The 24,407-nt window shown below is 66.1% G+C and carries 25 protein-coding genes and 1 tRNA gene; 15 read left to right on the top strand and 11 right to left on the bottom strand.

All coding sequences use genetic code 11. From position 1 onward, the window contains the following. The first annotated feature begins 5 nt into the window (after nt 1-5). Nucleotides 6-134 (top strand): hypothetical protein, encoded by a 129-nt coding sequence (locus ACEN9H_RS26620; protein ID WP_267873821.1) that lies wholly within the window; start codon nt 6-8, stop codon nt 132-134. Here ACEN9H_RS26620 and apaG read toward each other — a convergent pair whose 3' ends face one another. After that, nucleotides 135-509 (bottom strand): Co2+/Mg2+ efflux protein ApaG, encoded by a 375-nt coding sequence (gene apaG / locus ACEN9H_RS26625; RefSeq protein WP_056129374.1) that lies wholly within the window; start codon nt 507-509, stop codon nt 135-137. Between the two features lie 114 nt (nt 510-623). Here apaG and rpe point away from each other — a divergent pair, with 114 nt between their 5' ends. From rpe to ACEN9H_RS26675, 10 genes are all read left to right on the top strand, one after another. Then, the gene (rpe, locus tag ACEN9H_RS26630) at nt 624-1,304 is read left to right on the top strand and encodes a ribulose-phosphate 3-epimerase (RefSeq protein ID WP_413672668.1); all 681 of its coding nucleotides are present in this window, start codon (nt 624-626) and stop codon (nt 1,302-1,304) included. Then, on the top strand, nt 1,304-2,002 hold the full coding sequence (locus ACEN9H_RS26635; protein WP_413672669.1) for a phosphoglycolate phosphatase: 699 nt from the start codon (nt 1,304-1,306) through the stop codon (nt 2,000-2,002). The genes rpe and ACEN9H_RS26635 overlap by 1 nt, the downstream gene beginning before the upstream one ends. A 207-nt stretch (nt 2,003-2,209) precedes the next feature. Continuing rightward, the gene (trpE, locus tag ACEN9H_RS26640; RefSeq protein ID WP_413672670.1) at nt 2,210-3,706 is read left to right on the top strand and encodes an anthranilate synthase component I; all 1,497 of its coding nucleotides are present in this window, start codon (nt 2,210-2,212) and stop codon (nt 3,704-3,706) included. Between the two features lies 1 nt (nt 3,707). Next, nucleotides 3,708-4,271 carry an anthranilate synthase component II gene (locus tag ACEN9H_RS26645; RefSeq protein WP_413672671.1) on the top strand — a complete coding sequence of 188 codons (564 nt, stop codon included), beginning with the start codon at nt 3,708-3,710 and terminating at the stop codon, nt 4,269-4,271. 168 nt (nt 4,272-4,439) lie between these two features. After that, nucleotides 4,440-5,474 carry an anthranilate phosphoribosyltransferase gene (trpD, locus tag ACEN9H_RS26650; protein WP_413672672.1) on the top strand — a complete coding sequence of 345 codons (1,035 nt, stop codon included), beginning with the start codon at nt 4,440-4,442 and terminating at the stop codon, nt 5,472-5,474. Nucleotides 5,475-5,478: 4 nt separating this feature from the next. Continuing rightward, nucleotides 5,479-6,114, top strand: coding sequence for a LysE family translocator (locus ACEN9H_RS26655; RefSeq protein ID WP_413672673.1), 636 nt, complete (start codon nt 5,479-5,481; stop codon nt 6,112-6,114). 8 nt (nt 6,115-6,122) lie between these two features. After that, on the top strand, nt 6,123-6,926 hold the full coding sequence (trpC, locus tag ACEN9H_RS26660) for an indole-3-glycerol phosphate synthase TrpC (protein WP_413672674.1): 804 nt from the start codon (nt 6,123-6,125) through the stop codon (nt 6,924-6,926). Nucleotides 6,927-6,935: 9 nt separating this feature from the next. Further along, entirely contained in the window at nt 6,936-7,421 is a 486-nt protein-coding gene (locus tag ACEN9H_RS26665; protein WP_413672675.1) for a TonB family protein, read from the top strand. 75 nt (nt 7,422-7,496) lie between these two features. Further along, the gene (locus ACEN9H_RS26670) at nt 7,497-8,303 is read left to right on the top strand and encodes an alpha/beta fold hydrolase (RefSeq protein ID WP_413672676.1); all 807 of its coding nucleotides are present in this window, start codon (nt 7,497-7,499) and stop codon (nt 8,301-8,303) included. A 5-nt stretch (nt 8,304-8,308) separates the two neighbouring features. After that, a complete protein-coding gene (locus ACEN9H_RS26675) occupies nt 8,309-9,868 on the top strand; it encodes an ATP-binding protein (protein WP_413672677.1) in 1,560 nt (519 codons plus the stop codon). Here ACEN9H_RS26675 and ACEN9H_RS26680 read toward each other — a convergent pair. The 6 genes from ACEN9H_RS26680 to ACEN9H_RS26705 all read right to left on the bottom strand — a co-directional run bounded on the left by ACEN9H_RS26680 (nt 9,865) and on the right by ACEN9H_RS26705 (nt 17,095). Continuing rightward, the gene (locus ACEN9H_RS26680) at nt 9,865-11,694 is read right to left on the bottom strand and encodes a M61 family metallopeptidase (RefSeq protein ID WP_413672678.1); all 1,830 of its coding nucleotides are present in this window, start codon (nt 11,692-11,694) and stop codon (nt 9,865-9,867) included. The genes ACEN9H_RS26675 and ACEN9H_RS26680 overlap by 4 nt on opposite strands. Nucleotides 11,695-11,742: 48 nt before the next feature. Then, nucleotides 11,743-12,351 (bottom strand): nucleotidyltransferase family protein, encoded by a 609-nt coding sequence (locus tag ACEN9H_RS26685; protein WP_413675638.1) that lies wholly within the window; start codon nt 12,349-12,351, stop codon nt 11,743-11,745. 2 nt (nt 12,352-12,353) lie between these two features. After that, a complete protein-coding gene (locus ACEN9H_RS26690) occupies nt 12,354-14,570 on the bottom strand; it encodes a molybdopterin cofactor-binding domain-containing protein (RefSeq protein ID WP_413672679.1) in 2,217 nt (738 codons plus the stop codon). Nucleotides 14,571-14,580: 10 nt separating this feature from the next. Continuing rightward, the gene (locus ACEN9H_RS26695; protein WP_056129321.1) at nt 14,581-15,039 is read right to left on the bottom strand and encodes a (2Fe-2S)-binding protein; all 459 of its coding nucleotides are present in this window, start codon (nt 15,037-15,039) and stop codon (nt 14,581-14,583) included. A 66-nt stretch (nt 15,040-15,105) separates the two neighbouring features. Beyond that, nucleotides 15,106-15,828 (bottom strand): DsbC family protein, encoded by a 723-nt coding sequence (locus tag ACEN9H_RS26700; RefSeq protein WP_160406469.1) that lies wholly within the window; start codon nt 15,826-15,828, stop codon nt 15,106-15,108. Between the two features lie 28 nt (nt 15,829-15,856). Beyond that, a complete protein-coding gene (locus ACEN9H_RS26705) occupies nt 15,857-17,095 on the bottom strand; it encodes an FAD-dependent monooxygenase (RefSeq protein ID WP_413672680.1) in 1,239 nt (412 codons plus the stop codon). Between the two features lie 132 nt (nt 17,096-17,227). On the opposite strand from ACEN9H_RS26705, the gene ACEN9H_RS26710 reads away from it, so the two are divergent. Further along, a tRNA-Phe gene (locus ACEN9H_RS26710) sits at nt 17,228-17,303 on the top strand. Nucleotides 17,304-17,405: 102 nt separating this feature from the next. Here the strand turns inward: ACEN9H_RS26710 and ACEN9H_RS26715 are convergent. Both ACEN9H_RS26715 and ACEN9H_RS26720 read right to left on the bottom strand, forming a co-directional pair. Further along, nucleotides 17,406-18,197 (bottom strand): PEP-CTERM sorting domain-containing protein, encoded by a 792-nt coding sequence (locus ACEN9H_RS26715; protein WP_371767899.1) that lies wholly within the window; start codon nt 18,195-18,197, stop codon nt 17,406-17,408. 283 nt (nt 18,198-18,480) lie between these two features. Continuing rightward, nucleotides 18,481-19,410 carry an alpha/beta fold hydrolase gene (locus tag ACEN9H_RS26720; RefSeq protein WP_413672681.1) on the bottom strand — a complete coding sequence of 310 codons (930 nt, stop codon included), beginning with the start codon at nt 19,408-19,410 and terminating at the stop codon, nt 18,481-18,483. Nucleotides 19,411-19,547: 137 nt separating this feature from the next. On the opposite strand from ACEN9H_RS26720, the gene ACEN9H_RS26725 reads away from it, so the two are divergent. Then, complete coding sequence (locus ACEN9H_RS26725) at nt 19,548-20,381, top strand: helix-turn-helix domain-containing protein (protein ID WP_413672682.1); 834 nt, start codon at nt 19,548-19,550, stop codon at nt 20,379-20,381. On the opposite strand, the gene ACEN9H_RS26730 is transcribed toward ACEN9H_RS26725, so the two are convergent. Continuing rightward, nucleotides 20,378-21,184, bottom strand: coding sequence for a class I SAM-dependent methyltransferase (locus ACEN9H_RS26730; RefSeq protein ID WP_413672683.1), 807 nt, complete (start codon nt 21,182-21,184; stop codon nt 20,378-20,380). The genes ACEN9H_RS26725 and ACEN9H_RS26730 overlap by 4 nt on opposite strands. 42 nt (nt 21,185-21,226) lie before the next feature. Then, entirely contained in the window at nt 21,227-22,753 is a 1,527-nt protein-coding gene (locus tag ACEN9H_RS26735; RefSeq protein ID WP_413672684.1) for a carboxylesterase/lipase family protein, read from the bottom strand. A gap of 198 nt (nt 22,754-22,951) precedes the next feature. Here ACEN9H_RS26735 and ACEN9H_RS26740 point away from each other — a divergent pair, with 198 nt between their 5' ends. Then, nucleotides 22,952-23,944, top strand: coding sequence for an alpha/beta fold hydrolase (locus ACEN9H_RS26740; RefSeq protein ID WP_413672685.1), 993 nt, complete (start codon nt 22,952-22,954; stop codon nt 23,942-23,944). 27 nt (nt 23,945-23,971) lie between these two features. Continuing rightward, a complete protein-coding gene (locus tag ACEN9H_RS26745) occupies nt 23,972-24,388 on the top strand; it encodes an organic hydroperoxide resistance protein (RefSeq protein ID WP_413672686.1) in 417 nt (138 codons plus the stop codon). Nucleotides 24,389-24,407 lie beyond the last annotated feature (19 nt).

A 24,407-nucleotide genomic window follows, 5' to 3' on the forward strand; every position in this document is an offset into this window, starting at 1 on the left:
TGTGGATGCTGATGTTGGAGGCCGGCGTGGCCTTGTTCCTGCTGGTGTTTATCGTCTGGTGGACGATGTTCTCGGGCCGCAAGCCCGAGCAGAAGCCGTCCTCGACCAGGAAGAACGATACGCCCGAGATCTGATCAGTGCAACGCGTGCGGCAGCGACAGCACGAACTCGGGAATCTTGACTTCGAAACGGTGGCCGTCCTCGGCGACGAAGAAATACTCGCCGACCATCGAACCCTGCGGCGTTTCCATCTGGGTGCCGCTCGTGTATTCGAACTGTTCGCCCGGCTGCAGCAGCGGCTGGTGGCCGACGACGCCCAGGCCCCGCACTTCCTGCACCTTGTTGTTGGCGTCCGTGATCACCCAGTGGCGCGAAATCAGCTGGGCCGCGACGGTGCCCGTGTTCTTGATCGTGATGGTGTAGGTGAACACGTGCTGCGTCCGCTCCGGGTGGGATTGCTCCGGCAGGTATTGGGTCCTGACGGTGATCTCGAAATCGTAGGCGGGCATCGGTGTTCCTTGTTTGATTGGCAAAAGAGCGCGTGGCCAACATGATACAACGTCGGCCGAAAGCACGGCGTCGGCGTACAATGCTGGCTTTGTCTTAAGCAACCCCGGCCCACCATGACCACCTACCGCATCGCTCCCAGCATCCTGTCCGCCGACTTTGCCCGCCTGGGCGAGGAAGTGCGCAATGTCGTCGCCGCCGGCGCCGACATCATCCACTTCGACGTGATGGACAACCATTATGTCCCGAACCTCACCATCGGCCCGCTGGTATGCCAGGCCATCCGTCCGCACGTGCAGGTGCCGATCGACGTCCACCTCATGGTCAAGCCGGTCGACCGCATCATCCCCGATTTCGCCAAGGCCGGTGCCGACATCATCACCTTCCACCCGGAAGCGTCGGAACACATCGACCGCACGCTGCAGCTCATCCGCGACAACGGCTGCAAGGCCGGCCTCGTGTTCAACCCGGGCACCCCGCTGCACCACCTGGAACACGTGATGGACAAGATCGACATGATCCTCATCATGTCCGTCAACCCGGGCTTCGGTGGCCAGTCGTTCATCCCGGAAGCGCTGAAGAAGATCGCGCTCGCGCGCCGCATGATCGATGAATCGGGCCGCGACATCATGCTGGAGGTCGACGGCGGCATCAAGGCCGACAACATCGCCGCTGCCGCCGCAGCCGGCGCCGACACGTTCGTGGCCGGCTCCGCCATCTTCGGCAAGCCGGACTACAAGGCCGTCATCGACGCGATGCGCGCCGAACTGGCTACCGTCGCGAAGAAGGCTGCGTAATGAAAAGCGGCGCTGCGGCGATCCGGGCCGCCATCATCGACCTGGACGGCACGATGCTGCACACCGTGCCGGATTTCGAGCTCGCGCTGAACGGCATGCGCGCGGAATTCGGCCTGGCGCCGATCACCCAGCAGATCATCGAACCGATGGTCGGCAAGGGCTCGGAGAAGCTGATCCGCGACGTGCTGGCCCGCGACTTCGACACGGATCGCATCGACGCCGTGTTCGACGACGCGATGGCCGCCTACCAGCGCCACTACCTCGCCATCAACGGCGAACGCGCGACGCTGTATCCGCACGTGATCGAAGGCCTGCAGGCCCTGAAGGACCTGGGCCTGCGCCTCGCGTGCGTGACCAACAAGCCCGTCGCGTTCACCCAGCCGCTGCTGGCGAAGAAAGGTCTCACGCCGTACTTCGAACTGGTGTACGGCGGCGACTCGTTCCCGCGCAAGAAGCCCGATCCGATGCCGCTGCTGCAGGTGTGCCGCGACTTCGACGTGGAGCCGGCGCGCGTGGTCGCGATCGGCGACTCCAGCAACGACGCCGAAGCGGCGCGCGCGGCCGGGTGTTTCGTGTTGTCGGTCCCGTATGGCTACAACCACGGAAAACCTGTGCAAAGTATTAATTCCGATGGTATAGTTGGTTCGCTACTTGAAGCGGCTGAACTGATCAGCGCTCATAACAAAGCCAACTCCTAAACCATCTACTCCATGTTTTTCGCCAAAAAACACATCGTCAACCCAACCGGTGCCCATGAGGCCTGGCTGTGGCGACGCTGGCAATCCTGGTCCATCTGACCCAAGCTGATTGCTGCCGGTGCACGCCCTGTGCACATAGATACCGGCAGGTTTTTTTGAAGAAATCGCCGCCCGTTCCCCTTCCCTGCGGGCGGCCCGGAGAAAAGCATGACCGAACTCGAATTCAAATCGCTCGCCACGCAAGGCTATAACCGTATTCCCCTGATCGCGGAAGCATTTGCCGATCTCGAAACCCCGCTCACCTTGTACCTGAAGCTGGCCCAGAGCCAGGACGCCGGCAAGAACACGTTCCTGCTCGAGTCCGTGGTCGGCGGCGAACGCTTCGGCCGCTACTCCTTCATCGGCCTGCCGGCCAGGACGCTGCTGCGCACGCGCGGCAACGTCACGACGGTCGAGAAGAACGGGGAAGTCATCGAGACGCACGAAGGCAATCCGCTCGACTTCATCGAGGCCTATCAATCGCGCTTCAAGGTCGCGCTGCGCCCGGGCCTGCCCCGCTTCTGCGGCGGCCTGGCCGGCTACTTCGGCTACGACACCGTGCGCCACATCGAGAAGAAGCTGGCGCACACGGCGCCGCACGACGAACTGGACCTGCCGGAAATCCAGCTGATGGTGACGGAAGAACTGGCGGTGATCGACAACCTGTCGGGCAAGCTGTACCTGATCGTGTATGCCGATCCGTCCCAGCCCGAGGCCTATAACAAGGCCCGCCAGCGCCTGAAGGACTTGCGCGTGATGCTGCGCCGGAGCGTGGACGCACCGGTGACGTCGAGCTCCGTACGGACCGAGGCCGTGCGCGACTTCAGCAAGGAAGACTACCTGAAGGCCGTCGCCGTCGCGAAGGAATACGTGATGGCGGGCGATTTGATGCAGGTGCAGATCGGCCAGCGCATCCGCAAGCCGTACGTGGATTCGCCGCTGTCGCTGTACCGCTCCCTGCGCTCGCTGAACCCGTCGCCGTACATGTATTACTACAACTTCGGCGACATGCAGATCGTGGGTTCGTCGCCCGAGATCCTGGTGCGCAACGAGAAGGACGCCGACGGCGGCCGCAAGGTGACGCTGCGCCCGATCGCCGGCACCCGCCCGCGCGGTTCGACGCCGGAACGCGACGCCGAGCTGGCGCACGAACTGCTGAACGATCCGAAGGAAGTGGCGGAACACGTGATGCTGATCGACCTGGCGCGCAACGACATCGGCCGCATCGCCACGACCGGCAGCGTGAAAGTCACGGACCAGATGGTCATCGAGAAGTACTCGCACGTGCAGCACATCGTCTCCAACGTGGAAGGCACGCTCAAGGACGGCATGTCGAACCTGGACGTGCTGCGCGCCACCTTCCCGGCCGGCACCTTGACGGGTGCGCCGAAGGTGCGCGCGATGGAAATCATCGACGAGCTCGAGCCCGTGATGCGCGGCATCTACGGCGGCGCCTGCGGTTATCTCTCCTTCGGCGGCGAGATGGACGTGGCGATCGCGATCCGCACGGGCGTGATCAAGGACGGCAACCTGTACGTGCAGGCGTCGGCGGGCATCGTCGCGGATTCCATCCCCGAGATGGAATGGCTGGAAACGGAACACAAGGCGCGCGCCGTGCTGCGCGCGGCCGAGCAAGTGCAAGACGGACTGGATGGGGAGATCTGACATGCTGCTCATGATCGACAACTACGACTCGTTCACCTACAACATCGTGCAGTACTTCGGTGAGCTGGGCGAGGAAGTGCGCACCGTGCGCAACGACGAGATCACCCTGGAAGAGATCGCGGCCCTGGACCCGGACCGCATCTGCATCTCGCCGGGCCCGAAGTCGCCGAAGGATGCCGGCGTGTCGGTGGACGTGCTGCGCGAATTCAAAGGGAAGAAGCCGATCCTCGGCGTGTGCCTGGGCCACCAGGCCATCGGCGAAGCGTTCGGCGGCAAGATCATCCGCGCCAAGCAGGTCATGCACGGCAAGACGTCGAAGATCGCGCACATCGGCGAAGGCGTGTTCAAGGGCCTGCCGAGCCCCTTCACGGTGATCCGCTACCACTCGCTGGCGATCGAGCGCGCGTCGCTGCCGGCGTGCCTGGAAGTGACGGCGTGGACGGACGACGGCGAGATCATGGGCGTGCGCCACAAGGAATTCGATATCGAGGGCGTGCAGTTCCACCCCGAGTCGATCCTGTCGGAGCACGGGCATGCGATGCTGAAGAACTTTCTGGAGCGCTGACAAGCGAACCTCGCCCTGCCGTCGTTCCCGCGCAAGCGGGAACCCATGCTGAGCACCCGAAGTCGTTTCATGTCGCGATGCTGCAAACTGTCTATGGATTCCCGCTTGCGCAGGAATGACGGATCGAAAGCGCGTGGCGACAACCGATTTCCAAGAACTGGACCTGCCATGATCACCCCACAAGAAGCCCTCCTCCGCTGCATCGAGCACCGTGAAATCTTCCACGACGAGATGCTGCACCTGTTCCGCCAGATCATGTCCGGCGAAATCTCGCCGACGATGGTCGCCGCGCTGACCATGGGCCTGCGCGTGAAGAAGGAAACCATCGGCGAAATCACCGCCGCGGCGCAGGTGATGCGCGAATTCTCCACCAAGGTCCCGATGGCCGACACGACGCACCTCGTCGACATCGTCGGCACCGGCGGCGACGGCGCGCACACCTTCAATATCTCGACGGCGTCGATGTTCGTCGCCGCCGCGGCCGGCGCGCGCGTCGCGAAGCACGGCGGGCGCAGCGTGTCGTCGTCGTCCGGCAGCGCTGACGTCATCGAATCGCTGGGCGCGCACATCGACCTGAAGCCCGAGCAGATCGCCCAGTCGATCGCGCAGACGGGCATCGGCTTCATGTTCGCCCCGAACCACCACGCCGCCATGAAGAACGTGGCCGCCGTGCGCCGCGAGATGGGCGTGCGCAGCATCTTCAACATCCTCGGGCCGCTGACGAATCCGGCCGGCGCGCCGAACATCCTGATGGGCGTGTTCCACCCGGACCTCGTCGGCATCCAGGTACGCGTGCTGCAGCGCATCGGCGCCCAGCATGCGCTCGTCGTCTGGGGCCGCGACAACATGGACGAAGTCTCGCTCGGCGCCGGCACGATGGTCGGTGAACTCGTCAACGGCGAGATCCGCGAATACGAGATCCACCCGGAAGACTACGGCCTCGCGATGATCGCCAGCCGCAACCTGAAAGTGGCAGACGCCACCGAGTCCAAGGCGCGCATCATGGAAGCGCTGCGCGGCGAACCGGGGCCGGCGCACGACATCGTGGCGCTGAACGCGGGCACCGCGCTGTACGCGGCCGGCGTGGCGGCATCCATCGAGGACGGCCTGCAGCGCGCGCGCACCGCCATCGCGTCGGGTGCGGCGCTGGCGAAGCTCGACCAGTTCGTGAGCGTCACGCGCCAGCTCGGCGCGGCGAGCTGACATCATGTTCGGCATCCACGACCTCGCGCTGTTCGTCGTGTCCGGCCTGCTGCTGAACATCATGCCGGGCCCGGACTCCCTGCTCATCATGACGCGCAGCGCGACGCAGGGCTGGCGCGCCGGCAGCGCGGCGGCCCTCGGCATCGGCACGGGCACCTTCGTGCACATTGTCGCGGCGGCCCTCGGCCTGTCGGCGATCCTCGCGACGTCCGCGGCCGCATTCACCGTCGTCAAGCTGGCGGGCGCCGCGTACATCCTGTACCTCGCTGTCGGCATGCTGCTCAGCAAGCGCGGCGACGGCGTCGACAAGCCGCTCACCGTCACCCCGCTGCCCCTGCGCCGCATCTACGCACAAGGCATCCTGACGAACGTGCTGAATCCGAAGGTGGCACTGTTCTTCCTCGCCTTCGTCCCGCAATTCATCGACGCGAACGCACCGCACAAGGCGGCCGCATTCCTGATCCTGGGCGCCATCTTCAACATCAACGGCATGTTGTGGTGCCATGCGCTGGCGCTGTTCACCGCGCAGGCACGCGCCCGTCTGAAACTGAATCCCGCCGTCACGCAATGGCTCAACCGCGCCACCGGCGGCCTGTTCGTCTGGCTCGGCGTCAAGCTGGCGCTGGCGAAACCACACTGAATACCATCATGTCCGATATCCTGAACAAGATCCTCGACGTCAAAGCCACGGAAGTCGCCGCGGCCAAGCGGCAGCGCGATTTCAACAGCCTGCGCCGCGACGTCGAAAGCGATGCCGCCCTGCGCGCCGACCTGCGCGGCTTCGAGGCCAGCCTGCGCCGCAGCATCGCCGCGGGCCGCGCCGGCGTGATCGCCGAAGTGAAAAAAGCGTCGCCGTCGAAAGGCGTGATCCGCGCCGACTTCCGTCCGGCCGACATCGCCCGCAGCTATGCGGCAGGCGGCGCATCCTGCCTGTCCGTCCTGACCGACGTGCAATTCTTCCAGGGCTCGCCCGAGTACCTGAAACAGGCGCGCGCCGCGTGCGACCTGCCCGTGATCCGCAAGGATTTCATCATCGACCCATACCAGGTTTACGAGGCCCGCGCCATGGGTGCGGACGCGATCCTGCTGATCGTCGCTGCGCTGGATCATGGCCTGATGGCCGAACTGGAAGCGTGTGCCCAGGAACTCGGCATGGACGTGCTGGTCGAAGTCCATGACGGCGACGAACTGGATGCGGCCCTGAAGCTCAATACGCGCCTGCTGGGCATTAACAACCGCAACCTGCGCACCTTCGAGGTCACGCTCGACACGACCATCGGCCTGCTGCCGCGCATTCCGGCGGAACGGCTCGTGGTCACGGAGTCCGCGATCCTGGCGCCCGCCGACGTCAAGCGCATGCGCGACGCCAACGTGCATGCGTTCCTCGTGGGCGAAGCGTTCATGCGCGCGCCCGATCCCGGCACGGAACTCAAGCGCTTATTTGATGAGTAATCGACTGTCATGAACACGATCATCCGCCCAGGCCTCGTTCTCATCACGCTGATCGCAGGCTTGAGTGGATGCGCGAGCGTCAGGACGGCCACCGAGGCCGTCACCTCTTCCGTCGAACGTATCTTCCATCCCGCCCCGCCGACGGCCCCCGCGCCCGCGGGCCTGGACGACTACAAGACCCAGGTCGCGCACCACGTGGCCGACCACAATCCCGAACGCGCCTACACGGGCACCTTGCCGCCCATGCTGTCGGCCATTGTCGTGCTCGAAATCACCGTCGACCGCGACGGCCAGCTGGCGGACGTGGCCGTGCGGCGCTCGCGCAATCCCAATGCGTCCGAGATCGCGCTGGCGTCCGTGCGGCGCAGTGCGCCGCTGCCGCCCCCGCCGGCGGGCCGGCTCACGTTTTCCGAGACCTTCCTGTTCGCGGACGGCGAGCGGTATCAGCTGCGCAGCCTGGCGGGGCCGCAGGCGTCGGAATACACGTCGCCGTGACCATGCGCCAGGGGTGCGCCTGCTCGGCAATATTCAGTCTATAATCGTCCGTTACATTTTATAGATTTGATAACAATGTCAACTGTGCAGCGCAGGAATAACGTCCGGGTGGCCGGCACCGGCCCGGCGACGATGGTGTTTGCCCACGGCTTCGGCTGCGACCAGACCATGTGGCGCTTCCTGGCGCCGGCTTATGAGGATCGCTTCCGCACGATCGCGTTCGACCTGGTCGGCAGCGGTGGTTCCGACCTGTCCGCGTACGACCGCGACAAGTACGGCACCCTGCACGGCTACGCTGACGACCTGCTCGAGATCGTCGACGAATGCGCGACCGGTCCCGTCATCTTCGTCGGCCACTCCGTCAGCACGATGATCGGCCTGCTGGCCACGATCAAGGCGCCGGAAAAATTCGTCGCGCAGGTCATGGTGGGCCCGTCGCCCTGCTACATCAACGACGGCGACTACGTCGGCGGGTTCAGCCGGGAAGACATCGACGAGCTGCTCGAGACAATGGACGCCAATTACCTCGGCTGGTCGAGCAGCCTGGCGCCCGCGATCATGGGCGTGCCCGACCGTCCGGAACTGCGCACGGAGCTAACCGAGAGTTTTTGCCGCAACGATCCCGAAATCGCCAAGCATTTCGCCCGCGTGACGTTCCTGTCCGACCACCGCGCGGACGTGCCCCGTTCGACCGTGCCGGCGTTGATCCTGCAATGCAGCGATGACCTCGTGGCGCCCCGTGCCGTCGGCGACTTCCTGCACCGGCGCCTGCCGGACAGCGTCCTGCACGTCATCGAGAACGTCGGTCATTGCCCGCACATGAGCGCGCCCACGGAAAGCTCGCGCGCCATCGACAACTTCCTCGCGCACGCACTGCGCTGACATCCGTGCCGACCGCGCCCTCCGGCGACATCCTGTTCGACCAGGCCGCCTGCGCGCTGCTGCTGACGGCGTCCGACGGCGTGATCCTGAAGGCGAACAACATGGCGTGCACGTGGCTCGGCTATGCGGAGGAGGCACTCGTCGGCAAGGTGCGCATGCAGGATCTGCTGCCGGTGGGCGCCCGTCTGTTCTACCACACGCATTGCCAGCCGATCCTGCAGGCGCAGGGCTCCGTGGCCGAGATCCAGGTCGACCTGCGCAACAAGCGCCAGGAGCGCCTGCCCATGCTGATCAACATCAGCCGCCGCCAGGAAGCGGACGGCATGATTGACCACTGGGCCCTGTTCAAGGCATCGGACCGCCGGGCCTACGAACGGGAACTGCTGACGGCCCGCAAGGCCGCGGAAGCGGCGCTGGACGCGCGCCGCAGCGCCGAGGAGGAATTACAAAGGTTGAATGCGCAGCTGTCGGCCGCGGACCGGCGCAAGGACGAATTCCTCGCAACCTTGTCGCATGAACTGCGCAACCCGCTCGCCCCGATGCGCAGCGCGCTCGACATCCTCAAGCTGAAGTTCGGCCAGGGAACGGACAACCGCCTGCTCCAGGCGTTCGACCGGCAGATGCGCCACATGACGCGCCTCGTCGACGACCTGATGGAAGTCTCGCGCATCACGCAGGGCCGCATGCAGCTGCAACGCGCGCCGGTGGAATTGTCGGCCCTCGTGCAGGGCGCGGCACACGACCTCGCCGCGACGATGGAAGCGGCGCGCCACACGCTGCGCGTCGCCATCGCCGAACCGCCCGTGATCGTGGACGGCGATGCGACGCGCCTCGCGCAGGTCGTCATCAACCTGCTGACCAATGCCGCCAAGTACACGCCGGATGGCGGGACGATCGAACTGCACCTGTCGTGCGACGACGGCGTGGCCGAGATCCAGGTGCGCGACAACGGCATCGGCCTGCCCGCCTCGGCGCTCGCCACCGTCTTCGACATGTTCTCGCAACTCGAACCGGCGCTCGAACGCTCGAAAGGCGGGCTCGGGATCGGCCTGGCGCTCGTGCGCGGGATCATCGAACTGCACGGCGGCAGCGTGCATGCGGACAGCCCTGGGCCGGGCCTGGGCAGCACGTTCACGATCCGGCTGCCGCTGGCGCAAGGCAGCGTGTGCGCGCCATCGTTACAGGCGCCGTCCCGAACGGCGGCGCCGGCCCAGCTGCGCATCCTCGTCGTGGACGACAACGAGGACGCCGCCGAGACGCTGGCGATGACGCTGGAGCTGCACGGCTGCGAGGTCAGAACGGCGGCGACGGCCGCCCGCGCGCTGGAGATGCTGCCCGGCTTCGCGCCCGCCGCGGCCCTGCTCGACATCGGCCTGCCGGACATGAACGGCTACGAACTGGCGCGCCGCGTGCGCCAGTTGCCCGCGGGGGCCGGCATCACGCTGGTCGCGACGACCGGGTGGGGGCAGCAGAAGGACCGCGAGCGGGCGTTCGCGGCCGGGTTCGACCGTCACCTCACCAAGCCGATCGATTTCGATCTCTTGCGATCCTATCTGCCGAATTAACTTGCGCTCGGCCGCTTCACCGCCGGCCCCTTGCGCGTGCCCGGCACCACCGAGATCTGCACGCACGGCACGCGGTCGCCCTGCAGGGTGACGTCGAACGCCATCAGCTCGTCGCGGCGGAACGCGTGCACGGTCACGGTGTCGCCCACACGGTAGCGCGCGAACAGCTGGTCCAGGTTGGACGGGTTGCCGTTCACGCGCAGGCTGTCGATGGCGATCAGGATGTCGCCGGCCGACAGGCCCGCCTGGTGCGCCGCGCCGCCTTCGTGCACCTGCGTCAGCTTGACGCCGGCGGCGTCGCGGCCGATGCCGGCGTCCAGCGACGGCTTGGCGTTCTTGCGCTCTTCGGTCACCTTCACGCTGAACGGCGCGTACAGCTTGGCCAGCGGGATGTCGTCCGTGCCGCGGATGTAGCGGTCGAAGATCGGCTTCAACCGCACGCCGCTCACCTCGTCGAACAGGCTTTCCACCTCCTGCTCCGTGACCCCGCGCCCACCTCCTTCCTTGCCTTTGTAGAAGTCGCGGCCGTAGCGGTCCCACAAGGCGAGCATGATGTCGTCCAGCGACTTCGCGCCTTCCGTCTTCGCGCGGATCGTCAGGTCGAACGCGAGGCCGATCAGCGAACCCTTGGTGTAATAGCTGATGATCGCGTTCGGCGCGTTCTCGTCCTGGCGGTAGTACTTGCTCCAGGCGTCGAAGCTGGAATCGGCGATGCTCTGCTTCGTGCGGCCCGTGCCGCGCAGGACGCTGCCGACGGTCTTGCCGAGCAGCTTGAAGTACGTGGCCTCGCTGATGATCCCGCTGCGCACGAGCATCAGGTCGTCGTAATAGCTGGTGAAACCCTCGAACAGCCACAGCAGCGGCGTGTAGTTCTCGACCTGCAGGTCGTACGGCGCGAACCCGGCCGGCTTGATGCGCTTGACGTTCCAGGTGTGGAAATATTCGTGGCTGCACAGCCCCAGGAACTTGATGTAGCCCTCGTTCGGCTCGGCCATCTTCGGCGCGGCCGTCGACGGCAGGTCGGTGCGCGCGCAGATCAGCGCCGTCGACGCGCGGTGTTCCAGGCCGCCGTAGCCGTCGCCGACGACCATCGTCAGGAACACGTAGCGGTCCATCGGCGCCTTCTTCGTCTTTGGCTCGAAGAACGCGATCTGCGTTTCGCAGATGGCTTTCAGGTCTTTTTCCAGGCGCGCCATGTCCAGGTTCGGCACGCGGCCCGTGATCACGATGTCGTGGCGCACGCCGTGCGCGGTAAAGCCGCCCAGCACGAAATCGCCCATCTCGACGGGGTGGTCGATCAGTTCATCGTAGTCGCCCGCGACATAGGTACCGAAGCCGTAGCGCTTCGCGCCCGCCTCCGGCAGCGACGTGGCCACGCGCCACGTGCGGGCGGCCGGGTCGCCCGGGCGCTGGATGTCGACCTGGTGCGGGCGTGCTTCCTGGCCCACGACGCGCAGGAACACGCTCGTGCCGTTGAAGAAGCCGTGGGTCTGGTCCAGGTGGGCGGCGCGCACCGACAGGTCCCACGCGTACACCTCGTAATGCAAGGTCAGCGGCCCGGCGGCGGGCGCGGCCTGCCAGCTATGCTTGTCCAGCTTCGTGAGACGGACCGCTTCTCCCCCGGCCTCGGCGCGGATGCGCACGATGTTGCGGGCGAACTCGCGGATCATGTAGCTGCCCGGGATCCAGGCCGGCAGCGCAAGCACCTGCCCGCCCGGATGCGGCTCCGCCACGGTGACGGTGACGTTGAACAGGTGCCCGGCGAGGTCCTTCGGGACGATGGTGTACTGGATGGCCGGCGGCTGCTTCTGGGGTGCTTTTTTCATATGGCGTGAACAATCTCTCTCCGATGCGCCGTAGTGTAACGGCATTTTTCAGAAAAAAGGGTGTTCACACCGTTGGGCTGACGCTCCCGTCATGTCGCCCGGCAGGTCGATGTCGCGCAAGATCCCCGGGTCGTCGACCGGGATTTCCGTTACGGGAAAGGTGCGCAGCAGGCGCCGTGCCCCCTCGTCGCCGCGCAAGGCCAGCAATGCGTCCAGGTGCACGGCCCCGAAACCGACCGGATTGCCCCGCCGCCCATCCAGCACGGGTGCCGCGATGCCCGCGCCGGCCGCCAGCGCGTCGGCGAGGCGGCGCAGCGTGGCCGGATCCACCCAGGGCATGTCGCCCAGCGCCACGAGCCAGGCCTGCGGGTTCGCTGGCAGCGAATGGCGGATGGCATGCGTGAGCGAAGCTGCCATGCCGCTGTCGGCATCCGGGCACACGGTCACGTCGCACCCGAGCGCGGCCAGCCGCTCGCCGACGCCGGCGTCAAGCGGCGGCACGACGGCGATCACGCGCGGCACCGCCGTCATCAGCGTGCGCGCGCTCGCCACGACGACAGGCTCCCCGTCCAGCGGCTGCAACAGTTTGTTGCACTGCCCGGCCGGATCGAAACGGCGCCCCCGGCCGGCCGCCAACAAAATGCCGACCGGGGACACGCTCACGCCGCCGCCAGGTCGAACGGCAGCTTGCGCAGGCGCTTGCCGGTCAGCTTGAACACGGCATTGGCCAGCGCCGGCGCCAGCGGCGGCAGGCCGGGTTCGCCCATGCCCGTCGGCGGATCCTGGGACGGCACGATGAACACGTCCACCTGCGGCATGTCGTTCATGCGCGCCACCGTGTAGTCGCCGAAGTTCTGCTGTTCGACGACGCCGTCCTTCAGCGTGATGCGCGCACCCGGCAGCGTCGTGCCGAGGCCCATCAGCGCGGCACCCTGCACTTGCGCTTCGATGGACATCGGGTTGACGGGCAGGTTGCAATGCACGGCGGCCGTGACCTTGTGCACCTTCGGGCTGCCGTCGACGATCGACGCCTCGACGACGTAGGCGACGACCGTGTTGAACGACTCGTGCAGCGCGACGCCGTATGCGTGCCCTTTCGGCAGCGTCTTCTTGCCATAGCCGGACTTCGCCACGGCCAGGTCCAGCGCCGCGTGATGGCGCGCGTGCTTCGCGTCGATCAGCTTCTTGCGGTACGCGACCGGGTCCTGGCCGGCCGCATGGGCCGCCTCGTCGATCAGCGTCTCCATCACGAACGCCGTGTGCGTGGACCCGACGGAGCGCCACCACAGCACGGGCACGTTGGCTTTCACCGCATGCGCCGTCAGGTTCAGCGGCACGTCGTACGGCTCGCCCATGCCTTCGACCATCGTGGCGTCGACGCCGTTCTTGACCATCATCGGTTCGAACGGGGTGCCGCTGATGATCGACTGGCCGACGATCGTGTGGTCCCACGCGACGATGTTGCCGCCGGCGTCCAGGCCGATGTCCGCGCGGTGGATGTGCGACGGACGGTAGTAGCCGCCACGGATGTCGTCCTCGCGGCTCCAGATCAGCTTCACCGGACCCGCATGGCCCGCCGCTTTGTAGGCCTTGGCGATATTGACGGCTTCCACGATGAAGTCCGACGTCGGCACGGCGCGCCGGCCGAAGCCGCCGCCCGCCATCATCGTGTTCAGGGTGACCTGCTCGGGCTTCAGGCCGGCCGTCGCGGCGGCCGCGGCCTGGTCGATGGTCTGGAATTGCGAGCCGACCCACAAGGTGCAGGCGTCGTCCTTCAGGTCGACCGTGCAGTTGATCGGTTCCATCGGCGCGTGCGCCAGGTACGGGAATTCGTAGACGGCCGAGATCTTTTTGGCCGCGCCCGCGAGCTTCGACGTATCGGCCTTGCGCGCGACGGCGCCCGGCGTCTTCGCCAGTTCCGCGAACTGCGCCAGCTGCCTGCCGCTGTCGACTTTTTCGACGGCGCTCGTGTCCCACTCGATGGCGAGCAGGTCGCGCGCCTGCTTGGCGGGCCAGTAGCCGTCGGCGACGACGGCCACGCCGCGGCCGCCCCGGTCCACCGGAATCTCCAGCACGGCGATCACGCCGCGCACGGCCTTGGCCTTCGATGCATCGAACTTCGCCACCTTCGCGCCGAACACGGGCGGGTGCGCGACGACGGCGACCTTGGTGCCGGCCGGCTTGACGTCGAGGCCGAACTGCTGGCGGCCCGTCGACTTGGCGCGGGCGTCCAGGCGCGGCATCGGCTTGCCGATGTAGCGGAACGCCTTCTGGTCCTTCAGCGTGACGGTCTGCGGCACCGGCAGGGCCATCGCCGCTTCGGCCAGCGATCCATAGGTCGCCTTCTGGCCCGCCGGGCCGTAGACGACGCCCTTCGCCGTGCGGCACTGGGACGGATCCGCCTTCCATTGCTGCGCGGCCGCCTGGACCAGCATCGCGCGGGCGCGGGCGCCTATTTCGCGGTATTGCGCGAACGAGTGGGCGATGGTGCCCGAGCCGCCCGTCATCTGGATGCCGAAGGCCGGGTCCTTGTACACGTCGGCGGCCGGCGCGAGCTCGCTGCGCACCTGGCTCCAGTCGGCGTCGAGTTCGTCCGCGATCACCATCGGCAGTGCCGTGTGCACGCCCTGGCCGAACTCGAGGCGGTTGACGATCACGGTCACCGTGTTGTCCGGCGCCACGCGCAGGAAGGCGTTCGGGGCGTAGACGGTGGGCTTGGCGGCATCCGCGGCGCGGGCGAAGCGGCCGCCCGTCGGCAGCACGAAGCCCAGCACGAGACCACCGGTGGCAAGCGTGCCGGCCTTCAGGAACCCGCGGCGCGAGGTCGGGGCAAAGCGGCCGGCGGGAGTCACATGTTTCACCTGTTCGAATAGCATGCGGGCCTCCTTATGCCAGGGTTTTGGCGGCATCCTTGATGGCCGCGCGGATGCGTTGGTAGGTGCCGCAGCGGCAGATGTTGCCGCTCATGGCGTTGTCGATGTCGGTGTCGGTCGGCTTCTTGTTCACGCGCAGCAGGGCCGTGGCGCTCATCACCTGGCCGCTCTGGCAATAACCGCACTGCGGGACATCATGCTTGACCCACGCGTCCTGCACGGCCTTGCCGACCTTGTCGGATTCCATCGCTTCGATGGTCGTGATCTTGTGGCCCGCGGCGGCGGAGATCGGGGTGACGCAGGAACGGATCGCCTGCCCGTCCAGGTGCACGGTGCAGGCGCCGCACAGCGCGGCGCCGCAGCCGAACTTGGTGCCGGTCATGTTCAGGTTGTCGCGCAGCGTCCACAGGATGGGCGTGGAGGGATCGGCGTCGACCTGGACGTCGCGCCCGTTGATGTTCAATGTGAGCATGTCTTCTCCCTTGTTTTGGCTTGTTGGTGTAGTCGTAAAAAACCCGGCGGTGCCGGGCTTTTCGTGTTACTGCTTGAGGGCGGCCAGTTTGGCCTCGAGCGTTTTCTGGTCGACGGCGCCCGGAATCCGGCTGCCGTCCGAGAAGAAGATCGCCGGCGTGCCGGTGATGTGCAGCTTCTGGCCCAGCGCCAGCACCTTCTCGTTCGGCGACTCGCAGCTCGCCGGCGCGGCCGGTGCCGGCTTGTTGTTGATCATCCAGTCATCCCAGGCCTTGGCGCGGTCCGGGGCGCACCAGACATTCTTCGATTTCTCGAACGAGTCCGGCGACAGGATGTTGTACAGGAACGTGTAGATCGTCACGTTGTCCATGTTCTTCAGCGTCGTCTGGCGCAAGCGCTTGCAGTAGCCGCAGTTCGGGTCTTCGAACACGGCGATCACGCGCTTGCCGTCGCCCTTGACCTGCTTGATGGCGTCGTTCAGCGGCAGGTCCGAGAACTTGATCTTGTTGACGTCGTCGATGCGCTCGCGGGTCAGGTCGCGCGTCGTCTTGGCATCGTAGACGTGGCCGATGATGAGGTACTCACCTTTCTTGTCCGTGTACAGGATGTCACCGGCGACGCGCAGTTCGTACAGGCCGGCGTACGGCGTTTCCTTGATCGACTCGATCTTGGCGCCGCCAAGGCGCGGTTCGATCGCCTTCTTGATGTTCGCCTCGACCGAATTCTGCGCGCCGACGCACGACGTGATCAGGCCGGTCGCCAGCAGAACGGCGAGCTTCGTTTTACCCATGAAATGAATTCCTTAAAGATGTGCCGCGTTACCTGCCCATCGCGTGGGCGATCAGCCGTCGCTTGACCAGAGGCAACTTATCCAGCAAGTTTAATCCTAAATTGCGAACGACGCGCACGGGCTCCAGATTTGCGCCGAACAGGCGCTCCAGGCCATCCGTGGCAAGTTGCATCAGCAATACGTCTTCCTTGCGCGCCCTCGCGTAGCGCGCCAGCAGGCGCTCGTCGCCGAGGCCCTGGTGGTCGTCGCGCGCGGCGAGCGTGTCGAGCAGCGCATTGACGTCGCCGAAGCCCAGGTTCATGCCGTGCCCGGCCAGCGGATGCACCGCGTGGGCCGCGTCGCCGATGAGCGCGACGCGCGGCGCCGTGATCGCGTGCGGGCGCACGAGCGCCAGCGGGATCGCCTTGACGTCTTCCGGCTGCAGCGGCTTCAGCAGGCCCAGCTTGTTCTCCGAATACTCGCCCAGGCGGATCGCCAGCTCGCCCAGCGATTCGTTCATGATCGTGTCCGCCAGCGTATCCGGCGCGGACCACACGAGCGACACTTTGTTTCCGGGCAGCGGCAGTAGCGCGACGATGCCTTCCTTACACGTGAACCATTGATAAGCGACGTTGTGATGCGGCTGTTCGCACGCAAAATTCGCCACGATGGCGCGCTGGTGGTACGAGCGGTAATCGATGCCGATGTCGCACTGCCCGCGCACCCAGGAATCGCGGCCGTCGGCGCCGACCAGCAGCTGGGCCGCGAGCACCTTGCCGTCTTCCAGCTCGACCTCGACGTCGTCCGCGCTGCTCACGATGCGGCAGGCGCGTCCCGTGACGGTCTCGACGTTCTGGGCGAAGCGCAGTGCCGCGTCGAGCGCCTGGTTCAGGTTGCTGTCCTCGACGATCCACGCGAGCGAGCCCGCATGGGCGCCGAACGCATCGAAGCCGAGATGGCCGCCCTGCTCCCCGTCGCCCTGCACGTCCATGGCGTCGACGGGCGCCACGCGCGCCATGTCGAGCGCGCCCCAGACTTTCAGCGACGACAATAACGTATGCGCCGTATGGTTGAGCGCGTACACGCGCACGTCCCACGGCTTTTCGCCACCGGCCGGCGCTTCCGGTGCGTCCGGCCGCGCGGGCGGCACGAGCAAGGTGACGCTGTGCCCGGCCTGCGACAGGCCCAGGGCCGCCGTCTTGGCGATGGCGCCATTGCCGACGATGCAGATGTCGCTGCGGCGGTCGACGTTGCGATGATGTGCGGAGGAAGTGGTGTGTGTGCTCATGATGAACATTATAGACCTTCGCAGTGGCCTGCCTCCGGCGAACGGGACGGGCATATCGTCCTGGCCGTTGCCAAAAACTGCTCGACAGGTCTTGCGGCTTCGCAAACCCGTCGCTATAATCATGCCTCCTTTGGCCTGGTAGCTCAGTTGGTAGAGCAGAGGATTGAAAATCCTTGTGTCGGTGGTTCGATTCCGCCCCGGGCCACCAAAGTTTCAAGCGAAAACGCCGACCCTTGCAGGTCGGCGTTTTTGTTTTCAGGCTATCGATATTAAAACGCCATCCGCGGATGGCGTTTTATTCATACCTGTTTTATTTAGCCTGCTTGCGACGGCGCGAACGCAGCATTGCGCCGGCACCCAGCAGCATCAGCGCGGCCGATGCCGGTTCCGGAACTTTCACCGGCGGGATAACCGCGCCAAAACCGTCGATATAGGCATAACCCGTGTGTGCGGACGGCTGGCAATCGGCAGCCAGAATCGATAGCGTGAAATCGTGGCCCGACAGCGACGAATCGATCGCGAGCTGTTCGATTTGCCAGGCCGAGGTATAAAACAGGTCGCCATTCATGGTGAAACGGCTGTCGACGCCGCCGCCGCCGTCGCCGGCATTGTAGACGCGATTGATCAGGACCGTGCCCGTCGTATCGTCGGTCAGCGTGATCAGCAATTCGGCCGATTCATCGGCGGTGTGGCCGCCATTTTCCAGCACGGCTTTCCACGCGAAGAAGATATTCGATTCGGTGTAATTCGTCACTTTCTGGCTGAGGACCGATGCATTACCGCCGTCCGAAGTGTCTTCGACACGATACGAGTACTGGCCCGAATAAACGGTCGAACCCAGCAACGAGCCCAGCAACGGATCGACCGTGCCAGCGGCGTTGACGGCCGAGCGGGTTGCCGGCCCCGTGTACTTGCTGCCGCCCGGCAGGAAAGTGGCGGGCGACAGGCTCGCATTCAGCGTATCCCAACGATACCCTTCCCCAGTCGTCCAGCCGTTTGCATTGCCATCTTCAAAACCACCATTGATAAAGGCGCCGGCGTGTGCGGTACCGGTAACGGCGGTGAATGCGAGGGCAGCGGCCAGCGCGAATTTTAATTTCATCTCTGCGGTCCTTTCAAGTCAATAAAAGTTATAGGTGCGTTTAATGCACTGCGACACCTTAGCAATTCCTGTGCCAAGCACTTATCTACTTGAAAGAAAATGAATTTTTTAAAGCCGCATTGATATATATCCTATAACTGTTAAATACTCCGACATTTAAATCGGGTAAATCGGCGATCAAATATAAAACATATGTATTCGTTATACCCGATACGGCTTCATATTATGTGTATCCTTTTATTTGGCCCCGGAAAATATCGATTATCTCGATCAACTCTTGTATTCAAGCGGTACGCCACAATTGCAATACCTCTTCCGCGATTACATCGGGAAATTCCTCCTGAAAAAATAATTTTCCTTTTGGAACTCGATATATTCCCTGCGAGCGCGGGAATATACGGTCAAGATAAGCGGCATCCGCCATCGGAAAGATCACGTCGCTGGCGCCCCATACCATCCGCACCGGCACCGTGCTGCGTTTGAGCGCCGCCTCGATGCCCGCCAGCGGATTCGGCGCGAGCGCATTGTGGAATGCGTGGTACTGCCTGCGCCGCAACGGCGTGCTCACCATCGGTGCCACGTAGTAGTCGATGATGTCGTCCGTGAGCAGCGCCGGATCGTGGTACGCGGCCGCGCCGAACGTCGCGCGCGCCAGGTTCCCGTCGGCCAGCCACCGCGCGGTGTCGTCGGCCAGCGTGCCCGCACGGGCCATGTCGAGCACCGGCTGGATCAGTGGCGGCGGGCTGTTGGGCTCCGTGTCGCAGTTGGTGAGCACCAGCGTGCGCACCCGCGCCGGAAAGCGGACCAGGAACAGCTGCGCGACCGCGCCGCCGCTGTCGGAAGCGACGATGTCGGCCTGGCCGACGCCCAGCGCGTCCAGCAGCGCCGCCAGCATCGCCACCTGGGCGGCGGGCGCCACCGACTGATTTTCGGGGACCTGCGAGTAGCCGAGGCCCATGAAATCGGGGGCGATGCAGCGCCGGTACGGGGCGAGGCGGTCGAGCGCTCCGCGCCACTGGAAGCCGTTGAGCGGCGCCCCGTGCAGGAACAGCGCCGCCGCACCCGTGCCGCGCTCGACGTACGCGATGCGGCCGCACGGCAGGTCCACGTAGCGCCGCGCGTGGCGATAGCGTTCCACCTCCGTCTGCGCGGCCTGCGCACGGCCGGCCACGACGGCTGCCGCGGTCACATACAAGAAATCCCTGCGTTTCATGCTCGACTCTCCTTCGATGCGTTGGACATGGAAGGATGCTAGCGGCGCGCGCCGGTCCCCGCGCGCACCGGCGGCCGGCGGCGGACACAAACGGATGATTTCCTTGTACATTGGCGGAACGCGTACCGGAGGATGCGATGACCGACCGACCCTCTTGCTATCCCAGTCCAGCGGCGGCCCCGCTGCCGCTCCTCGACGTGCTGACGTCGCCGGTGCCGTCGGGCCGGTTCGATTCGCCCGTGGATGAACGTCATGTGCTGTGCCTTCACCTGGGCGGGCCGGTACCGGTGTCGTACCGGGCCGGCAAGGCCGAGCGGCAGGGCGTGCGCTTGCACGGCCAGTTCTGCGTCGTGCCGGGCGGCTCCAGCACCCGCTGGACCCTGTCCCGGCCGGCCACCTCGCTGCTGCTCCGGCTCGCGCCCGCGCACCTGCGCGCGACGGCCGACGACATGGGACGCGGCGCGCGCGCCTTCGACCTCGCGCCGGCGATCCACGTCCGCGATCCGCAGATCGAGCGCATCGGCTGGATGATGCAGGCCGAAGACCATGACGCCCACCCGGGCGGCCGCCTGTTCGCCGACAGTCTCGCATCGGCGCTCGCCGTGCGCCTCGTCGCGCTGCAGTCGCCTTCGAGGATCGCGCCGGCGCGGGCGCTGCCCGCCTGGCGCCTGCGCCACGTCATCGACTATATCGACGCCCACCTGGACCAGGACCTGACGCTCGCCGAACTGGCCGCCGTCGCGGGGTTCAGTCCTTCGCATTTCAAGGCCTTGTTCCGGCAGGCGACCGGTACGCCGGTCCACCGGTTCGTGCTCGAACGGCGCGTAGAACGGGCGCGGCTGCATCTGCTCGAGGGGCGGCTCAGCGTCACGGAAGTTGCGTTGGAAACCGGCTTCGCGCATCCGAGCCACATGGCGCGCTGGATGCGCCGGCTGCTGGGGCTCAGCCCTTCGCAGGTTCGTGCAAGCTAGGGGCGCGCGACAGCAATCACGTGCGCCTGGATCTTTCCATCCACCGGTCCTGGCCCGAACCGCTGCGCGATCGCCGCCGCCGCGTGCGCGGTCGCTTCCGCCAGACTGGAGGCCGCGATCTCGTTGCGCAGCGGCGTGCCCTGGCAATAGGCGATGGCCGGTATGTCCGGTGCGGCAGCCCGGCTGCGCGCGGCCAGCGTCGTGCACACGGGCGGCGTCGTGAAGCCGGCCCGCGCCAGGTCGTCCGCGATGGCGGCCAGGTCGTGGTAGCCATGCGGCGTGCGCGCGAGGAACCCGGGCGGGTCGAGAGGAAACGCCTGTGCCAGCGCGTCCGTGACGACGTGCGCGAAGTCGTTGTCTTCGATGCGGTCCCAGACGTTGAAGATGAATTGCCCGCCGGGACGCAGCACGCGCCGCGCCTCGGCATAGGCGGCCGCCTTATCGGGGAAGAACATGGCGCCGAACTGGCACACGACGGCGTCGAACGCGGCGTCGGGAAACGGCAGGCGCATGGCGTCCGCCTGCTGCCACTGGACGGGCCGCGCCGTGCCGGTGGCGACGGCCTGGTCGAGCATCGCCTGGTTGAGGTCGGTCGCGACGATCGTACTGGCCGCCGGCAGGCACGCCGCCAGCGCTCGCGTGACGACGCCCGTGCCGGCCGCGACCTCCAGCACGTGCGCGGGCCGCTCATGTGCGACCCGCGCCGCCAGGTCGTCCGCATAGGGCTGGAAGATGAGCGGCACGAGCAACCGGTCATAGAGCTGCGGAATGGAACCGCCAAACTTCGTATCGGCAAGCGTCATGGGACCTCCCCGGCATCGAAGCGGACAGCTTACGCCGTTTCGCTAGCGTTTGGGCGGCTGTCCGAACATCGAAAAATCCGGCAGCCTGCCACGCGCCTGCAGGTCGGCCGCGTCGCCGATGCGCAGAATGGTCGCCGGCCGGCCGTCGAACGCGGACCAGGCCGGCAAGCCCTTGCCGTTCGGCGTGCCCGTGCGCGCGAAGCTTGCCCACGTGTCGGCCAGGCGCGCGGCCAGCTGGCGGTCGTACGCGGACCACGGCCGCGGATCCTGGCCGAGATGATCGAACACGTACTGGATCTCCGCGCCATGCCCCGCTCCGCAGCCATAGCCGCACGGCGTCAAGGGTGCGGCCGGCCGGTGCGTGAAATAGTAGAGGTAGGGCCTGGCCTTGCCGTACTGCGCCTGCAGCCCCGCCCAGTACCACGTACGCCAGCCCCACCAGTCGGTCGTGAGCCTGTCGATGGACGCCCTGGCTTCGGCATCCGTCGCACCGGGATACGCGGCCAGCAGGGCGGCCGACGGCGCATGGCCCAGCAGCTTCGCCACGAGCGCCTTGTGGCTGGCGGCCGTGAACTTGTCGGTGCCGAGGATTTCCGGCGCGAGGTCCTTGCCCTCTTCCGCATTCCAGCCCGCGAGCAGGGGCACGTCGTTCTGGCGATGGTTGCGATACGTCGTCGTCAGGTCTTCGCGCAGCAGATGGCCGTCGACGATGGGATGCGGCGCCCACGCCGGTTTCTGCAGCGCGGCGACGGGCAGCGCGCGCAGGTCCGCCAGGCGCTTCGCGCCGACCGCCCCGGTGAACGCCACGCCCGCCTGTTCCGCGGTCGTGCGGTCGAACAAGACGTTCTCGCTGGCGTCGATCGGCATCGCGAAGTTGCCGCTCTGCGAGATCGCGCGCTGGAACAGGCCCTTGGCCAGCGGTGACGCGACGAGCACCGCGACCGATTCACCGCCCGCCGATTCGCCCATGATCGTGACGCGCGCCGGATCGCCGCCGAAGGCCGCGATATTCTGCCGCACCCAGCGCAGCGCCGCGACCTGGTCTTCCATGCCCTGGTTGCCCGACGCCTTGTCCGGCGACTCCGCCGTCAGCTCGGGATGGGCGAAGAAGCCGAAGATGCCGAGGCGGTAGTTGATGGTGACGACGACGACACCGCGCCGCGCCAGGTTGCCGCCGTCATAACCGGGCTGGGCGCCCGTGCCGCCGTAATAGCCGCCGCCGTGGATCCAGACGATGACGGGAAGCTTCTGCGCCTGCGCGGGCGCCCACACGTTCAGGTACAGGCAGTCTTCGCTTTTCGGATCCGGGATCCACGCCGCCGTCTGCGCGCAGGCCGGCGCGTAGGCCTGCGCGGTCTTCACGCCCTGCCACGGCACGACCGGCTGCGGCGCCCGCCAGCGCAGTTGGCCGACGGGCGGCGCCGCGAACGGCACGCCCTTGAATGCGTTCACGCCGTCGGCCGCCGTGCCGACGATCCGCCCTCCCGTGACCTGTACCGGGTCCGTCACCTGGGCCGCCTGGGCCATTCCAGCCAGCAGGCATCCGGCGACAACAGCCGCACCTTTCATGTCGTCTCCTCATATTTGTCGAAAAGACATTTTAGCGGGGCCAGTTTCTGGCAGGCCAGCGTGTCAAAAATAATTATCGAAATAATGGTTTTCGCGCTTGCAAAGCTTCAAAATCTCGGATACAGTTATCGACATAATGATTATCACGATAAGCAATTTACGGCAGCAGACCATCTGACCAATGACCGGAGAATCGACATGAACCAATCCATCGCCCGCACGCTGCGCAACGTCTTCGGCGCAGCCGCCCTCACCGTCGCGGCCATCGGCCCGGCCCACGCACAAACGTCCGACGCCTTCTCGTCCGTCAAGCAGATCAAGGCGGGCGTGCTGAACGTCGGCTACGTCGACGCGGGTCCCGCCAATGGTCCCGTGGTGATCCTGCTGCACGGCTGGCCGTACGACATCCACAGCTATGTCGACGTCGTGCCGCTGCTGACGAAGGCCGGCTACCGCGTGATCGTGCCCCATCTGCGCGGCTACGGCACGACCCGCTTCCTGGATCCGAAGGCCGTGCGGAACGGCGAACCGGCCGCGCTGGCGCAGGACGTCGTCGACCTGATGGATGCGCTGAAGATCGACAAGGCTATCCTGGCCGGCTACGACTGGGGTGCGCGCAGCGCCGACATCGTGGCCGCGCTGTGGCCCGAGCGTGTCAAAGGGCTGGTGTCCGTGAGCGGCTACCTGATCGGCAGCCAGGAAAGCGGCAAGCAGCCGCTGCCGCCGGCCGCCGAGCTGCAATGGTGGTACCAGTTCTATTTCGCCACCGACCGCGGCGCCGCCGGCTATGCGAAGAACCATCACGATTTCGCCAAGCTGATCTGGAAGACCGCGTCGCCGCAATGGCAGTTCGACGACCGCACGTTCGACCGCAGCGCGGCGTCGCTGGAGAACCCGGACCATGCCGCCATCACGATCTTCAACTACCGCTGGCGCCTCGGCCTCGTCCAGGGCGAAGCGAAATACGACAAGCTGGAACAGCGCCTGGCGACCTTCCCGGCCATCACCGTGCCGACGATCACCCTGGAAGGCGACGCCAACGGCGCCCCGCACCCGGAACCGGCCGCGTACGCCGGGCGCTTCACCGGCAAGTACAAGCATGAACTCATCAAAGGGGGCATCGGCCACAACCTGCCGCAGGAAGCACCGCGCGCGTTCGCCGATGCCGTCATCGCCGTCGACCACCTGTAATCACTTTATCCAACGAAAGGACATACCATGAGCAAGATCGACAAGGTTCTCTACACCGGCAAGACCCGCACCACCGGCGGCCGCGAAGGCAGTGCAAAAAGCGACGATGGCCGCCTCGACATCACGCTGTCGCCGCCGGGCAGCCACGGCAAGGGCACGAACCCGGAACAGTTGTTTGCCGCAGGCTGGTCGGCCTGCTTCATCGGCGCGCTGGGCCACGCCGCGCGCGACCGGCACGTGACCCTGCCGGCAGACACGGCAGTCGATGCGGAAGTCGACCTCGGCACGGGCACCGGCGGCTATTCGCTGCAGGCGCGGCTGACCGTGAGCCTGCCCGGCGTGCCGCGCGACGTCGCGCTGGACCTTGTCCATGCCGCGCACCAGACATGCCCGTATTCGAAAATGTCGCGTGGGAATATCGACGTGAACATCAACGTGGCGTAAGCCTGGAAACGACAACGCC

The sequence above is a fragment of the Massilia cellulosiltytica genome (genome assembly GCF_047325105.1).
In the GTDB taxonomy this organism is placed as follows: Bacteria; Pseudomonadota; Gammaproteobacteria; order Burkholderiales; family Burkholderiaceae_D; genus Telluria; species Telluria orientalis.

Excerpts from the sequence above, each read along its gene's own strand:
- ACEN9H_RS26620 (WP_267873821.1), top strand. The coding sequence starts at position 6 with ATGCTGATGTTGGAGGCCGGCGTGGCCTTGTTCCTGCTGGTGTTTATC.
- apaG (WP_056129374.1), bottom strand. The coding sequence starts at position 509 with ATGCCCGCCTACGATTTCGAGATCACCGTCAGGACCCAATACCTGCCG.
- rpe (WP_413672668.1), top strand. The coding sequence starts at position 624 with ATGACCACCTACCGCATCGCTCCCAGCATCCTGTCCGCCGACTTTGCC.
- ACEN9H_RS26635 (WP_413672669.1), top strand. The coding sequence starts at position 1,304 with ATGAAAAGCGGCGCTGCGGCGATCCGGGCCGCCATCATCGACCTGGAC.
- trpE (WP_413672670.1), top strand. The coding sequence starts at position 2,210 with ATGACCGAACTCGAATTCAAATCGCTCGCCACGCAAGGCTATAACCGT.
- ACEN9H_RS26645 (WP_413672671.1), top strand. The coding sequence starts at position 3,708 with ATGCTGCTCATGATCGACAACTACGACTCGTTCACCTACAACATCGTG.
- trpD (WP_413672672.1), top strand. The coding sequence starts at position 4,440 with ATGATCACCCCACAAGAAGCCCTCCTCCGCTGCATCGAGCACCGTGAA.
- ACEN9H_RS26655 (WP_413672673.1), top strand. The coding sequence starts at position 5,479 with ATGTTCGGCATCCACGACCTCGCGCTGTTCGTCGTGTCCGGCCTGCTG.
- trpC (WP_413672674.1), top strand. The coding sequence starts at position 6,123 with ATGTCCGATATCCTGAACAAGATCCTCGACGTCAAAGCCACGGAAGTC.
- ACEN9H_RS26665 (WP_413672675.1), top strand. The coding sequence starts at position 6,936 with ATGAACACGATCATCCGCCCAGGCCTCGTTCTCATCACGCTGATCGCA.
- ACEN9H_RS26670 (WP_413672676.1), top strand. The coding sequence starts at position 7,497 with ATGTCAACTGTGCAGCGCAGGAATAACGTCCGGGTGGCCGGCACCGGC.
- ACEN9H_RS26680 (WP_413672678.1), bottom strand. The coding sequence starts at position 11,694 with ATGAAAAAAGCACCCCAGAAGCAGCCGCCGGCCATCCAGTACACCATC.
- ACEN9H_RS26690 (WP_413672679.1), bottom strand. The coding sequence starts at position 14,570 with ATGCTATTCGAACAGGTGAAACATGTGACTCCCGCCGGCCGCTTTGCC.
- ACEN9H_RS26695 (WP_056129321.1), bottom strand. The coding sequence starts at position 15,039 with ATGCTCACATTGAACATCAACGGGCGCGACGTCCAGGTCGACGCCGAT.
- ACEN9H_RS26700 (WP_160406469.1), bottom strand. The coding sequence starts at position 15,828 with ATGGGTAAAACGAAGCTCGCCGTTCTGCTGGCGACCGGCCTGATCACG.
- ACEN9H_RS26705 (WP_413672680.1), bottom strand. The coding sequence starts at position 17,095 with ATGAGCACACACACCACTTCCTCCGCACATCATCGCAACGTCGACCGC.
- ACEN9H_RS26715 (WP_371767899.1), bottom strand. The coding sequence starts at position 18,197 with ATGAAATTAAAATTCGCGCTGGCCGCTGCCCTCGCATTCACCGCCGTT.
- ACEN9H_RS26720 (WP_413672681.1), bottom strand. The coding sequence starts at position 19,410 with ATGAAACGCAGGGATTTCTTGTATGTGACCGCGGCAGCCGTCGTGGCC.
- ACEN9H_RS26725 (WP_413672682.1), top strand. The coding sequence starts at position 19,548 with ATGACCGACCGACCCTCTTGCTATCCCAGTCCAGCGGCGGCCCCGCTG.
- ACEN9H_RS26730 (WP_413672683.1), bottom strand. The coding sequence starts at position 21,184 with ATGACGCTTGCCGATACGAAGTTTGGCGGTTCCATTCCGCAGCTCTAT.
- ACEN9H_RS26735 (WP_413672684.1), bottom strand. The coding sequence starts at position 22,753 with ATGAAAGGTGCGGCTGTTGTCGCCGGATGCCTGCTGGCTGGAATGGCC.
- ACEN9H_RS26740 (WP_413672685.1), top strand. The coding sequence starts at position 22,952 with ATGAACCAATCCATCGCCCGCACGCTGCGCAACGTCTTCGGCGCAGCC.
- ACEN9H_RS26745 (WP_413672686.1), top strand. The coding sequence starts at position 23,972 with ATGAGCAAGATCGACAAGGTTCTCTACACCGGCAAGACCCGCACCACC.